Origin of the sequence: Streptomyces sp. NPDC093109 (assembly GCF_040701725.1) — a bacterium.
Taxonomy (GTDB): Bacteria; Actinomycetota; Actinomycetes; order Streptomycetales; family Streptomycetaceae; genus Streptomyces.
Genome location: NZ_JBFBEZ010000015.1, coordinates 1 through 12,310 on the forward strand (window position 1 = coordinate 1; position 12,310 = coordinate 12,310).

At 69.0% G+C, this 12,310-nt stretch carries 12 protein-coding genes; 8 read left to right on the forward strand and 4 right to left on the reverse strand.

Annotation, left to right across the window (positions count from 1 at the left end; genetic code table 11):
- Nucleotides 1-433: 433 nt before the first annotated feature.
- Entirely contained in the window at nt 434-652 is a 219-nt protein-coding gene (locus tag AB0389_RS16420) for a DUF397 domain-containing protein (RefSeq protein WP_366396077.1), read from the reverse strand.
- A gap of 13 nt (nt 653-665) precedes the next feature.
- Nucleotides 666-1,517 (reverse strand): helix-turn-helix transcriptional regulator, encoded by an 852-nt coding sequence (locus AB0389_RS16425; RefSeq protein WP_366396078.1) that lies wholly within the window; start codon nt 1,515-1,517, stop codon nt 666-668.
- A 149-nt stretch (nt 1,518-1,666) separates the two neighbouring features.
- On the opposite strand from AB0389_RS16425, the gene AB0389_RS16430 reads away from it, so the two are divergent.
- Nucleotides 1,667-1,975 carry a hypothetical protein gene (locus tag AB0389_RS16430; protein ID WP_366396079.1) on the forward strand — a complete coding sequence of 103 codons (309 nt, stop codon included), beginning with the start codon at nt 1,667-1,669 and terminating at the stop codon, nt 1,973-1,975.
- A 150-nt stretch (nt 1,976-2,125) separates the two neighbouring features.
- On the opposite strand, the gene AB0389_RS16435 is transcribed toward AB0389_RS16430, so the two are convergent.
- Nucleotides 2,126-2,572: a nitroreductase family deazaflavin-dependent oxidoreductase gene (locus AB0389_RS16435; RefSeq protein ID WP_366396080.1), complete on the reverse strand. Its 447-nt coding sequence runs from the start codon at nt 2,570-2,572 to the stop codon at nt 2,126-2,128.
- Between the two features lie 272 nt (nt 2,573-2,844).
- Here AB0389_RS16435 and mfd point away from each other — a divergent pair, with 272 nt between their 5' ends.
- Nucleotides 2,845-6,387: a transcription-repair coupling factor gene (gene mfd / locus AB0389_RS16440; protein WP_366396081.1), complete on the forward strand. Its 3,543-nt coding sequence runs from the start codon at nt 2,845-2,847 to the stop codon at nt 6,385-6,387.
- A 247-nt stretch (nt 6,388-6,634) separates the two neighbouring features.
- Complete coding sequence (locus AB0389_RS16445) at nt 6,635-6,751, forward strand: hypothetical protein (RefSeq protein WP_366396082.1); 117 nt, start codon at nt 6,635-6,637, stop codon at nt 6,749-6,751.
- 15 nt (nt 6,752-6,766) lie between these two features.
- Here AB0389_RS16445 and AB0389_RS16450 read toward each other — a convergent pair whose 3' ends face one another.
- Nucleotides 6,767-7,375 carry a helix-turn-helix domain-containing protein gene (locus tag AB0389_RS16450; protein WP_366396083.1) on the reverse strand — a complete coding sequence of 203 codons (609 nt, stop codon included), beginning with the start codon at nt 7,373-7,375 and terminating at the stop codon, nt 6,767-6,769.
- Between the two features lie 143 nt (nt 7,376-7,518).
- On the opposite strand from AB0389_RS16450, the gene AB0389_RS16455 reads away from it, so the two are divergent.
- From AB0389_RS16455 to AB0389_RS16475, 5 genes are all read left to right on the forward strand, one after another.
- Nucleotides 7,519-8,265 (forward strand): NADPH-dependent F420 reductase, encoded by a 747-nt coding sequence (locus AB0389_RS16455; protein WP_366396084.1) that lies wholly within the window; start codon nt 7,519-7,521, stop codon nt 8,263-8,265.
- A 146-nt stretch (nt 8,266-8,411) separates the two neighbouring features.
- Entirely contained in the window at nt 8,412-8,609 is a 198-nt protein-coding gene (locus tag AB0389_RS16460; protein ID WP_366396085.1) for a ferredoxin, read from the forward strand.
- Nucleotides 8,606-9,814 (forward strand): FAD-dependent oxidoreductase, encoded by a 1,209-nt coding sequence (locus AB0389_RS16465; protein WP_366396086.1) that lies wholly within the window; start codon nt 8,606-8,608, stop codon nt 9,812-9,814. Before AB0389_RS16460 ends, AB0389_RS16465 begins: the two co-directional genes overlap by 4 nt.
- 27 nt (nt 9,815-9,841) lie before the next feature.
- A complete protein-coding gene (locus AB0389_RS16470) occupies nt 9,842-11,071 on the forward strand; it encodes a cytochrome P450 (RefSeq protein ID WP_366396087.1) in 1,230 nt (409 codons plus the stop codon).
- A gap of 74 nt (nt 11,072-11,145) precedes the next feature.
- Nucleotides 11,146-12,177, forward strand: coding sequence for a 2-dehydropantoate 2-reductase N-terminal domain-containing protein (locus AB0389_RS16475; protein ID WP_366396088.1), 1,032 nt, complete (start codon nt 11,146-11,148; stop codon nt 12,175-12,177).
- The last annotated feature ends 133 nt before the right edge of the window (nt 12,178-12,310 follow it).

The following is a 12,310-nucleotide window of genomic DNA, read 5'->3' on the forward strand; positions in this document are numbered from 1 at the left end:
CGCCGGAAGGGGAGGTGTCAAGGGCGTAGCGCAGCGGAGTCGGCGCAGCCGACGCGACGTAGGAGCGCCCTTTACACCTCCCCTGGAGGCGCGACTCTGACAAGAGGAGGGGCGGCCCCACGCCCCACGCTCAGCTTCTCGCCCCCGTACACCCCGCCCCCGTCCGCCTCTTGGTACTGACCCGCAGACAGCAAGCCCACGGTGACCAGCGGGGCTTGAGTCTGAGTAAACGGGCGGCCGTCAGCCGCTGAGGTGAGCCGGGCAGCCCCATTCACGGTGTGCGCAGCCCCGCAGGGTCCACCGGGCCGCCGGACCCCGAACCGGCCGGCAGTGCAGCCGGACCCCCCGGGCGACCCCCTCCCGCCTCGCGCGCTCGCCCCGTCAATGCCGTTGGCGATCGGCCGTCGCGGTTTCGTGGGGGTGTGCCTTGCGGTCAGGCGTCGGGGGAGTCGGGTTCCTCGGCGAAGTGGTCGAACTCGCCTGCTTTGATGCCGAGGATGAAGGCTTTGAGCTTCTCGGGGGTGGTGGTGACGATCACGTCGGGGTTGTCGCTTTCGACAAGCTTGATGTTGCCGTCGTCGGCTGCGGCGATGTGGATGCAGCCGTTCGCGTTGGCGCTGTACGAGGACTTCTGCCACTTGAGGGCGGACACGGTGCTCCCTTTCTCAGAGGTCTTCCGCGATGCTGCGGATCAAATCGCGGGACGCCGCTGGCTTGAGGGTACAAGTCTCCATACGGTCCAGAACGGTTCGGTACTTGATCAACTGCGGCTGGGCATCAAGGAACGCGGCGCCGTGGTCCGAGTCGAGCTGAACCGTGTCCAGCGCCGGCGCCGTTCCTGTCATGTAATAGATGCTCTGGCCGGAACTGGGGAATGTTCCCGCGCCGAACGGGATCACGAGAAGGGTGATGTGTTCCCGCTCGCTCATGTCGAGTAGGTATTTGAGCTGGGCTCGGGCAGTCTCCGGCCCTCCGAAGCCCATGCGCAGGGCGGCTTCGTGGATGATCGCCGTCAGTGGGGTCGGATGCTCCCCGTAGAGCACCGTCTGCCGCTTGATCCGGTAGGACACCCGGTGCTCCACCTCGTGGGGAGGCAGCGCCGGTACGTCATCGCTGATCACGGCGTGAGCATGGGCTCGGGTCTGGAGCAGTCCCGGCAGGTGGATCACTGATGCTGTCCGCATCGCGGTGGCGTGGTGCTCCAGTTCGGCCAGGTCGAGGGTGTCCGGCGGAAGCATGTCGCGGTACTCGTCCCACCACCCACGTGTTCGACCGCCGGTCATCGCGGCGAGTGCTTCGATCAAGGCCTCATCCGCGCAGGTGTAGCTGCGTGCCATGGACCGGACCCGGTCCGCGCTCACCGCGAAACGGCCTGTTTCGACGCTGCTGACCTGCGGTTGGGAAGAGCCGAGGAGCGCGGCTGCCTTGGTTACGGACAGGTCTGCTTGTTCGCGCAGCCTGCGCAATTCGGTACCGAGGCGCCGTTGTCGCATCGTCGGGAGCTGCTTCCTGACCATGGAAATCCTTCACTCATTCTGATGTATGAGACTTTTCCGTGCCGCGAATGTTAGCGCCTCCATTATCGTGTGAAGCAGGCCACATCAACTGGCCCGCGCCACAAGGCGCCCTCAATCCGCCATGCCCATCTGCCCGTTAGGGGATCGTGATGACCGTATCGCCGCAGGACCCTGCCTCGGAGTCGTTCGATTTCGAGCAGGAGTTGTACGAACTTGTCCGCGACACCGCGCCCCGGTTCTTCGCCGTCGTCGTGGAGTACCGCGACGGTGAGGGGGAGTCGGGCCGGGACGCCGCCGTCGTCGCCTGGGGGATGGCGCACGAGGACGGGGCGGCCGATGTGACGCGGGTGGAGGGCGGTGGCCGGTTGCGGCTCGCGGCGCCCGAGAACGTGGCGCGGTACTTCGGGCGCGGGGAGGGGTGTTCGCCCCGGGTGGTGTGGCTTCCGGCCGCCGCCTGATCGGGGCTGCGTCGGCCCGTATCCGTCAGCCCGTACCCGTCGGCCCGTATCCGTCAGCCCGTATTCGTGTCTGTACTCGTTCGGGTAGTAACGCGCCCCGGGCCGGTTTGCTCCGGTCCGGGGCGCCCGTACAAGGCGTAGCCGTCCGCGTCAGTGCGGGGTCGGGGACTCCTCCAGGACGAAGAGCGGGATCTCGCGATCCGTCTTCTCCTGGTACTCCGCGTAGTCCGGGAACGCCTCGACCGCGCGCGCCCACCACGCCGCCTTCTCCTCGCCCGTGACCTCGCGCGCGATCATGTCCCAGCGCTCGGTGCCGTCGCGGAGTTCCACCCGGGGGTCGGCCTTGATGTTGAAGTACCAGACCGGGTGCTTGGGGGCGCCGCCCAGGGAGGCGACCGCCGCGTACTTGCCGTCGTGCTCCACCCGCATCAGCGGGCTCTTGCGGATCTTGCCGCTCTTCGCGCCTAGGGTCGTGAGGAGGATGACGGGGAGGCCGCGCATCGTCGTCCCCTCCGTGCCGCCGGAGCCTTCGTACAGCTCGACCTGGTCGCGGGCCATCGGGAAGGTGCTGGGCTCGTACTCGCCTTTGAGTGGCATCGCTGCTCTCTTCTCCTGTCGGTCGGGAACGTCGGGAACGTGGGGGGTACCCGTTACGTTCCAATGATCTCGGCACCCGCTGTCATTCCCGGCATTCCCGCTCCCGGCCGCGCCTGTCAGTGCGCGGAAGTACGCTGGAGAACCCCCGGCCCTTATGACCCGTATGACATGCCGGGGCTCTCAGCCATGCCCGCCGCCTGCCCCCGCCTGCCCCCGCCTTGTCTCATCGCTTTCCCCCTCGCTCGCCCCCGGACCCGGACGGAACCCCCTTCATGAGCCTGCACGGTCTGCTGGACGCCGTGGTACGCGACCCGGCGCTCGCCGAAGCGGTGAAGGCCGCCTCCGACGGTCACCGCACCCATGTCGACCTGGTCGGACCGGCCGCCGCGCGGCCCTTCGCCGTCGCCGCGCTCGCGCGCGAGGCCGGGCGGCCGGTGCTGGCCGTGACGGCGACCGGGCGGGAGGCCGAGGATCTGGCGGCGGCGCTGCGGTCGCTGCTGGATCCGGACACCGTCGTCGAGTACCCGTCGTGGGAGACGCTGCCGCACGAGCGGCTCTCGCCGCGCTCCGACACCGTCGGCCGACGGATCGCGGTGCTGCGCAGGCTCGCGCACCCGGCCAAGGACGATCCGAGCGCCGGGCCGGTCAGCGTGGTCGTCTCGCCCGTACGGTCCGTGCTCCAGCCGCAGGTCAAGGGGCTGGGCGACCTGGAGCCGGTCGCACTGCGCAGCGGGCAGAGCGCCGATCTGAACGCCGTGACGGAGGCGCTGGCCGCCGCCGCGTACGCGCGCGTGGAGCTGGTCGAGAAGCGCGGCGAGTTTGCCGTGCGCGGCGGGATTCTGGACGTCTTCCCGCCCACCGAGGAGCACCCCCTGCGGGTGGAGTTCTGGGGCGACGACGTCGAGGAGATCCGTTACTTCAAGGTCGCCGACCAGCGCTCCCTGGAGGTCGCCGAGCACGGCCTGTGGGCGCCGCCCTGCCGGGAGCTGCTGCTGACGGCCGAGGTACGGGAGCGGGCGGCGGCCCTCGCCGAGGTCCACCCGGAGCTGGGCGAGCTGCTCGGCAAGATCGCGGAGGGGATCGCGGTCGAGGGCATGGAGGCGCTCGCGCCCGTACTCGTCGACGACATGGAGCTGCTGCTCGATGTGCTGCCGCAGGGCGCGATGACGCTGGTCTGCGACCCCGAGCGGGTACGGAGGCGGGCCGCCGACCTCGTCGCGACCAGCCAGGAGTTCCTCCAGGCGTCGTGGGCGGCGAGCGCGGGCGGCGGAGAGGCCCCGATCGACGTCGGCGCGGCCTCGCTGTGGTCCATCGCGGACGTACGGGACCGGGCGCGCGAGCTGGGTATGGCGTGGTGGTCCGTCTCGCCGTTCGCCGTGGACGAAGAGATCGACGACGACGCGATCACCCTCGGCATGCACGCGCCCGAGTCGTACCGGGGGGACACCGCCCGCGCCCTCGCCGACACGAAACAGTGGCTGGCGGACGGCTGGCGCACGGTCTTCGTCACGGAGGGGCACGGCACGGCGGCCCGTACGGTCGAGGTGCTGAGCGGGGAGGGCATCCCGGCGCGGCTCGACAACCCCACGGGTGAGGGCGGACTCGCGGAGATCACGCCGTCCCTCGTCCACGTGGCGCGCGGCGCGATCGACCATGGCTTCATCGACCCGGGGCTCAAGCTGGCCGTCCTCACCGAGACCGACCTCTCCGGCCAGAAGGCCGCCGGCAAGGACGGCGCGCGCCTGCCCGCCAAGCGCCGCAAGACCATCGACCCGCTGACCCTGGAGCCCGGCGACTACATCGTCCACGAGCAGCACGGCGTCGGCCGGTACGTGGAGATGGTGCAGCGTACGGTCCAGGGCGCGACCCGCGAGTATCTGCTCGTCGAGTACGCGCCCGCCAAGCGCGGCCAGCCGGGCGACCGCCTCTACATCCCCACCGACCAGCTCGAACAGGTCACCAAGTACGTCGGCGGCGAGGCGCCCACCATGCACCGCCTCGGCGGCGCGGACTGGACGAAGACGAAGGCGCGCGCCAAGAAGGCCGTCAAGGAGATCGCCGCCGACCTGATCAAGCTCTACTCGGCGCGGATGGCGGCCCCCGGGCACGCCTTCGGGCCCGACACGCCGTGGCAGCGGGAGCTGGAGGACGCGTTCCCGTACGTGGAGACGCCCGACCAGCTCTCCACCATCGCCGAGGTCAAGGAGGACATGGAGAAGACGGTCCCGATGGACCGGCTGGTCTGCGGCGACGTCGGTTACGGCAAGACGGAGATCGCGGTGCGGGCCGCGTTCAAGGCGGTCCAGGACGGCAAGCAGGTCGCCGTCCTCGTACCGACGACCCTGCTCGTACAGCAGCACTTCGGCACGTTCTCGGAGCGGTACGCGCAGTTCCCGGTGTCGGTGAAGGCACTCTCGCGCTTCCAGTCCGACGCGGAGGCGAAGGCGACGCTGGAGGGGCTGCGGGACGGCGCGGTCGACATCGTCATCGGGACGCACCGGCTGTTCTCGGCGGAGACCAAGTTCAAGGACCTGGGCCTGGTCATCGTGGACGAGGAGCAGCGCTTCGGCGTCGAGCACAAGGAGCAGCTGAAGAAGCTCCGGGCCAATGTCGATGTCCTGACGATGTCCGCGACCCCCATCCCGCGTACGTTGGAGATGGCCGTCACCGGCATCCGCGAGATGTCGACGATCACCACCCCGCCGGAGGAGCGCCACCCGGTGCTGACCTTCGTCGGACCGTACGAGCAGAAGCAGATCGGCGCGGCGATCCGGCGTGAACTGCTGCGCGAGGGCCAGGTCTTCTACATTCACAACCGCGTCGAGTCGATCGACCGGGCCGCCGCCAAGCTGCGCGAGATCGTGCCGGAGGCGCGGATCGCGACGGCGCACGGGCAGATGTCGGAGGGCGCGCTGGAGAAGGTCGTGGTCGACTTCTGGGAGAAGAAGTTCGACGTGCTGGTCTCGACGACGATCGTCGAGTCGGGCATCGACATCTCCAACGCCAACACGCTCATCGTGGAGCGCGGCGACAACTTCGGCCTCTCGCAGCTTCACCAGCTGCGCGGGCGTGTGGGGCGCGGCCGGGACCGGGGGTACTCGTACTTCCTGTACCCGCCGGAGAAGCCGCTGACCGAGACCGCGCACGAACGGCTCGCGACGATCGCGCAGCACACCGAGATGGGCGCGGGCATGTACGTAGCGATGAAGGACCTGGAGATCCGCGGCGCCGGCAACCTGCTGGGCGGCGAGCAGTCCGGGCACATCGCGGGCGTCGGCTTCGACCTGTACGTACGGATGGTGGGCGAGGCGGTCGCGGACTACCGGGCGGCGGTGGACGGCGGCGAGCCCGAGGAGACCCCCCTCGAAGTCAAGATCGAACTGCCGGTCGACGCGCACGTCCCGCACGACTACGCCCCGGGCGAGCGGCTGCGCCTCCAGGCGTACCGCGCGATCGCCGCGGCGAACACGGAGGCCGACATCACGGCCGTACGCGAGGAGCTGACCGACCGCTACGGCAAGCTCCCGGAGCCGGTGGAGAACCTGCTGCTGGTGGCCGGCCTGCGGATGCTGGCGCGGGCGTGCGGCGTCGGAGAGATCGTGCTCCAGGGCCCGAACATCCGCTTCGCGCCGGTGGAGTTGCGCGAGTCGCAGGAACTGCGCCTGAAGCGGCTCCACCCCCGTACGGTCATCAAGCCGGCGGCCCACCAGATCCTGGTGCCGCGCCCGACGGCGGGGAAGATCGGCGGGAAGCCGGTGGTGGGGCGGGAGTTGCTGGCGTGGACGGGTGAGTTCCTGACGACGATCCTGAGCTGAGCTGAGCTGAGCTGAGCTGAGCTGAGCTGAGCTGAGCGGGGCTCCGCTACCGGCGCCGGGCCTCGGGGCCGAGGCGCCCGGTGCCCGTACAGGGAGAGCTCGCTGCCGGGCCGTCGGATGCTGCCTCAGCCATCAGTGAGGCACGGGGGTGCGGCTGGGAACCGGCCCGCGCGGGCTCCCCGTTCCAGCTGGACCTGAGCGCGGGCTTCGCGCCGCCGTCCTGATCCGGTCACGCGTCCACGGGATCGTGAGTCTCGAACTCACGGGGATGTTCGACCATCAGCCCCTGGAGGCGCGACGGCTGATCGACCTGGAGATCGAAGGCGCCCTCCAGTCCCTGCGTCCGGCCGACTCCAACGCCTGACCGGCCGGATCGCCTTCAGCGGCACTCCCACAACGGAGTCGCGGGAGGGAGAGGGCTGGCGCCTACGGGAGACAGGGCGTCCAGGACGAGTGTGATGTAGCGCTGCCAGCCTTCGCTCTGTGGGTCCATGTTCCACAGGACGCTTATGAGCATCCCCATGACTCTTTGCATGTCGTCGGGGACGAGATCGCCGCGGATGACACCCGCCTGCTGTCCCCGGAGGGTGAGCAGCATCAGCGAGTCGAGGAACGGAGCCACGACCTCGGCGGTGAGGGCGCCGGAGTGGTCGGCGGCGGCCAGGGTGTTGCGCTCGCGGGCCGCCATGGACAGCGTGGCCTCCAGCAGGGTGGTCAGGCCGCGTTTGGGGTCGTCGTCGGCCAGGGCCTGCTCGATGGCCGGAGTGAGCTGCTCGGCGACGCTCTGTTCGATGGCTGCCCGGACGAGCGTCTCTTTGTTGGGGAAGCGGCGGTAGAGCGTCGCGATGCCCACATCGGCGCGCCGGGCGATGTCCTCGAGCATGGCGTCGGGACCGTTTTCGGCGTACACCGCCCGCGCGGCCCGCAGGATCCTCTCGGAATTCCGCGCGGCGTCGGCGCGTAGTCGCCGTGAGGTGTCGGGTGGCATGTACAAGAGAGTAGCAGTTGATAGTTGACTATCGGTATGCCGTAGGGTTGGCTACCCCGAGGTAAGTGAAAGCCGAGTATCGGTTACGTCGGGTTCATTTTCCCAACTTTCAGCTGTATCAACTCACTTGGAGATGTGGCACCGTGACGAAGACGCTTGGATTCATTGGCACCGGCATGATCGGCAGCGCGCTGGCCCGCCTCGCGGTGGCCGCCGGCCTGGACGTCGTCCTCAGTAATTCCCGTGGCCCCGAGACCCTCGCCGGTCTCGTCACCGAACTCGGCACCCGCGCCCGCGCGGCCACGCCGGCCGAGGTGGCCGAGGTCGGTGACCTGGTCGTGGCCACCATTCCGCTGAAGGCCTACGGCCGGCTGCCCGCCGCCGCCCTGGCCGGCCGGACGGTGATCGACACGATGAACTACTACCCGCAGCGCGACGGCCGCATCGACGAGCTGGACGCGCAGGAACTGACCTCCAGCGAACTGGTGCAGCGGCACCTGGCCGACTCCCGCGTGGTCAAGGCGTTCAACAACATCGACTTCCACCGCCTCTTCACCAGCGCCCGGCCCTCCGCCGCCGCCGACCGCAGCGCCCTGCCCGTCGCGGGCGACGACACCGCGGCCAAGGCCGAAGTGGCCCGCCTGCTGGACATCCTCGGCTACGACGCCGTGGACATCGGCACCCTGGCCGACAGCTGGCGGAGCGAGCCCGAGACCCCGGTCTACGTCCAGCCGTACTTCCCGGGGCAGCCGCCCGAGGGGGCCGGTCAGGAAGAGGGGTACCGCTGGTTCCTGGAGACCCCGGGGGTGGTGGTACCCGCCGCCAGGGTCAGGGAACTGGCCGCCGGTGCCGTCCGGGGTCCCGCGGGCGGGAAGTTCCCCAGCCTGTAGTCACGCGATCGGGGTGACGGCGCGATCGGGGTGACGGCGGCCACCGTCGACCATTTTTTGATAGTTGACTATCACTAAGGGGCGTGGTTTGATGACCCATAAGCGATAGTCACTTATCGCTTATGGGGTCGCGAGGAGGTAAGCGAATGAAAGTGGAAGTCGACGTTCCGAAGTGTGTCGCTTCTGGGCAGTGTGTTCTGGTCGCGCCCGACATCTTCGACCAGCGCGACGAAGACGGCATGGTGGTGCTCCTGGCAGAGGAACCCGGGCCGGAGCAGTACGACGCCGTCCGTGAGTCCGCCATGGTCTGTCCGGCCGCCGCGATCCACCTGGTGGAGTCGTGAACAGGATCGTGATAGTCGGCGCGTCGGCCGGTGGGCTGGCCACCGCGGAGGCACTGCGCCGCTTCGGGTACGAGGGCGCCATCACCGTCCTCGGCGACGAGCCCCTTCTGCCGTACGACCGTCCGCCGCTGTCGAAGCAGATCCTGACCGGTGAGTGGCAGCCCGACAGGCTGCCGCTGCGGGGAAAGGACGACATCGACGCGCTGAAGCTGGACCTGCGCCCGGGCACAAGAGCGACCGGGCTGGATGTGGCCGCACGCACGGTGACACTGGCCGACGGCTCCCGGTCGGCATACGACGGCCTGGTCGTGGCGACCGGTGTGCGTCCTCGCCGCCTGCCTGGCCCCGAGGGCGTGGCGGGAGTGCACACGCTCCGCACGCTGGACGACGCGCTGACGCTGAAGGCGCGACTCCTTGCGGGGCGGCGGCTGGTGATTGTCGGCGCGGGGTTCATCGGCGCGGAGGTGGCCGCTGTCGCACGTGGGCTCGGAGTGGACGTGACCGTGCTGGAGACGGCCCCGGTTCCGATGGCGCTCGCCGTCGGCGAGCACACCGGAAAGTGGCTGGCCCGGTCCCACGACGACCACGGAGTCCAACTGCGCACAGAGGTCTCGGTGGCCGGGGTTCTCGCCGTCGGCGGTGAGGTCACCGGAGTCGCACTGGCCGACGGGAGTGTGATCCCGGCCGACGACGTACTGATCGCCATCGGTTCGGTACCCAACACCGAATGGCTGGAGAGCAGTGGACTGACCGTGGACAACGGGCTGGTGTGCGACGAGTTCAGCGCCGCCGCGCCCGGTGTCTACGCGGTCGGGGACGTGGCCCGCTGGCACAACCCGCTGTTCGGAACGGCGATGCGTATCGAGCACCGTACCAACGCCGCCGAGCAGGGCATGGCCGTCGCCAGGAACCTGCTCGCCCAAGAACCGGGCCTGCGGCGGCCGTTCGCCCCGGTGCCGTACTTCTGGTCCGACCAGTACGAGATGAAGATCCAGGCGTACGGGTATCTGCGCGGCCACGACGAGGCGGCGGTCGTCGAGGACGACGCACCCAACGGACGTCTTCTCGTCGCGTACCGCACGGGAGACCGGCTTGCCGGAGTGCTGGGCGTCGGCATACCGCCGAGGACCCTGCGCTCATGGCGGGCGCTCATCGCGGCCGGCAGCCCCTGGGCGAAGGCCCTCGACACCGTCGCCGCCGCGTAATCCCCCCCACCACCATTGGAGTGACCCATGAGCACGACCGACAGGACGATTCCCGCGAACGATCACGCCGGCCTTCCCACCTTCCCGGGTGAGCGTGACGCGCGCTGTCCCTTCGATCCGCCCGCGGAGCAGGCCGGCTGGCGTGAGAACGAGGGGCTGCAGCGGGCGATGCTGCACGGGGAGCCGGTATGGATGGTGAGTCGGTTCGCCGACATTCGCGAGGCCCTCGGTGACCCGCGGATCAGTGCGGACGTCACCCGTCCCGGTTTCCCGAAGTCGCAGGTGGGCGAAGAGGGGATGCCTCAGGCCTTCCCGCGGATGGACGACCCCGAGCACGCCCGGCTGCGCCGCATGCTCACCGGGGACTTCACGGTCAAACGGATGGAGCGGCTGCGACCCAAGATCCAGGAGGTCGTCGACGGCATCCTGGACGAGATGATCGGCCAGGGGCAGCCGGTGGATCTGGTGCACTGGTACGCGTACCCGGTTCCGTCCGTGATGATCTCCATGCTGCTCGGCGTTCCCTACGCCGACCACCAGTTCTTCCAGAAACACAGTGAGACCCTCATCTCCCACCGGGCCGCGGCCGAGGAGTCGGCGGCGGCGAGCATGGCGCTCTTCGCCTATCTGATGGAACTGGTGGACCGCAAGGAGAAGGAGCCGGCCGACGACATGATCAGCCGGCTGGTCCACGAGCGGGTGGCCACCGGTGACATCACCCGGGAGACCGTGGTGATGAACGCGCTGACGGTGCTGTTCGCCGGGCACGAGACCACGGCCAACATGATCGGCCTGAGCACACTGACCCTGCTGCGGAACCCCGGCAAGCTCGCCCGGATCCGCGACACCGACGATCCGGCCCTGATTGCCAACACGGTCGAGGAACTCCTCCGTTACCTGACCATCGTCCAGGACGTGGTCCTGCGCGTGGCGATCGAGGACGTCACCATCGGCGGGCAGCTCATCCGGGCAGGCGAAGGCATCGTCATGAATATGCCGGCCGGGAACCGTGACGCGTCCGTCTTCGACCGGCCCGACGAATTCGACATCGACCGCAACCCCCGCGGGCACCTCGCCTTCGGCTACGGCATCCACCAGTGCCTGGGACAGGCACTGGCCCGCGTGGAACTGCAGATCGCACTGCCCACGCTGCTGCGCAGGCTGCCGGGGCTGCGGCTGGCGGTGCCGATGGAAGAAGTGATGTTCCGGACGGACCAGAGCACCTATGGCGTGCGCGAACTCCCGGTCGCCTGGTAGAGCCGCGGCCGACACGGGCGGAGAAGTCCTCCCGCCACAATCCAACCCTCACGAGCAACCAGGATTGATCTCTCATGAACAAGCCCTCCATCCTGATCGTCGGAGCCGGCGCGACGGGACTGCCCATCGGCTATCACCTCAGCCTGGCCGGTGCCGACATCACCTACCTCGACAGGTCCGCCATCGATGCCACACAACAGCTCTACTGCTACGACGACAACTCGCTGAAGACCTTCACCGGTTACCACGCCGTCGATGACGTCGCCGCACTGACGGGCAGGCGTTTCGAGTTCGTCATGATCACACTGGACGGGCACACCGCCCGCACCGAGGGAGGCGCGGCCACACTGCGCGCCCTCGGCGACCTCATCCGCCCGTCCGACGCGACCGTCATCATGAGCGCCTTCGGCATCGGTGTGCGTGAGCACTTCCTGGAGGTCCTGGGCATACCCGACGACCGGTTGCTGCACGGGTTCCTCGGCATGCTCGCCCATCAGTCCGCGGCAAATCTTCCCATCCACGCGCCGACAGACCCGGCGAAGGTGGCGCAGGCCGGCATCTGCTACCGGCATCCGAAGAACCGGATCGGCTTCCGCCTCGACACAGGCAACCCGGCCGCCGCCAAGCGGTTCGCCGCCCTCTACGACAGCTCCGGTGTCTCCCGCTGCGCCCGGATGAGCAGGGAGATGGACTCCATCTTCAACACCATCGGCTTTCCGCTCTACACGGCGTGGGAGATCGCGGGCTGGCCCGACTTCGCCACGGTCGCGAAGAACAAGGAGCTCTGGAAACTCACCTGCGCGGCCCAGCGCGAGATCATGACCCTGCCGCGGAACGGCTGGCGGGGCAGGCTGCTGGCCCTGGCCATGGGGCCCCGTATGAACGCGAAGGTGCAGATCAACATGGAACGGGGAACGCGGCCGATGGACCTCGCGGCGTTCAACCGTTTCCACCACGGCGGAAAGGTCCGCGCGCAGGACATCGGAGCGATGTACGACAGCCTCGAAGAGGGCCGGCGGCAGGGCCGGCCGATGAAGTCGCTGCAGGAACTGCTGGAGCGGCTCAAGGCACACGAGGCGGCCAACCGCGTCGCATCCCCCGCGTAGCGGCCATCCCCCGCGTAGCGGCAGGACGCCCCCTCAGCGGGAGGCGCCGGCGGTTCGTCGTCTTCCCGCTCCCACCTCTCTCTCCGCTCTCTCCATGTCCGTCCGCGGCCGGGGTCTGTCCGTCCGCGTGCAT

Coding starts and splice junctions, on each gene's coding strand:
- AB0389_RS16425 (WP_366396078.1), bottom strand. CDS start 1,517: ATGGTCAGGAAGCAGCTCCCGACGATGCGACAACGGCGCCTCGGTACC.
- AB0389_RS16430 (WP_366396079.1), top strand. CDS start 1,667: ATGACCGTATCGCCGCAGGACCCTGCCTCGGAGTCGTTCGATTTCGAG.
- AB0389_RS16435 (WP_366396080.1), bottom strand. CDS start 2,572: ATGCCACTCAAAGGCGAGTACGAGCCCAGCACCTTCCCGATGGCCCGC.
- mfd (WP_366396081.1), top strand. CDS start 2,845: ATGAGCCTGCACGGTCTGCTGGACGCCGTGGTACGCGACCCGGCGCTC.
- AB0389_RS16450 (WP_366396083.1), bottom strand. CDS start 7,375: ATGCCACCCGACACCTCACGGCGACTACGCGCCGACGCCGCGCGGAAT.
- AB0389_RS16460 (WP_366396085.1), top strand. CDS start 8,412: ATGAAAGTGGAAGTCGACGTTCCGAAGTGTGTCGCTTCTGGGCAGTGT.
- AB0389_RS16470 (WP_366396087.1), top strand. CDS start 9,842: ATGAGCACGACCGACAGGACGATTCCCGCGAACGATCACGCCGGCCTT.
- AB0389_RS16475 (WP_366396088.1), top strand. CDS start 11,146: ATGAACAAGCCCTCCATCCTGATCGTCGGAGCCGGCGCGACGGGACTG.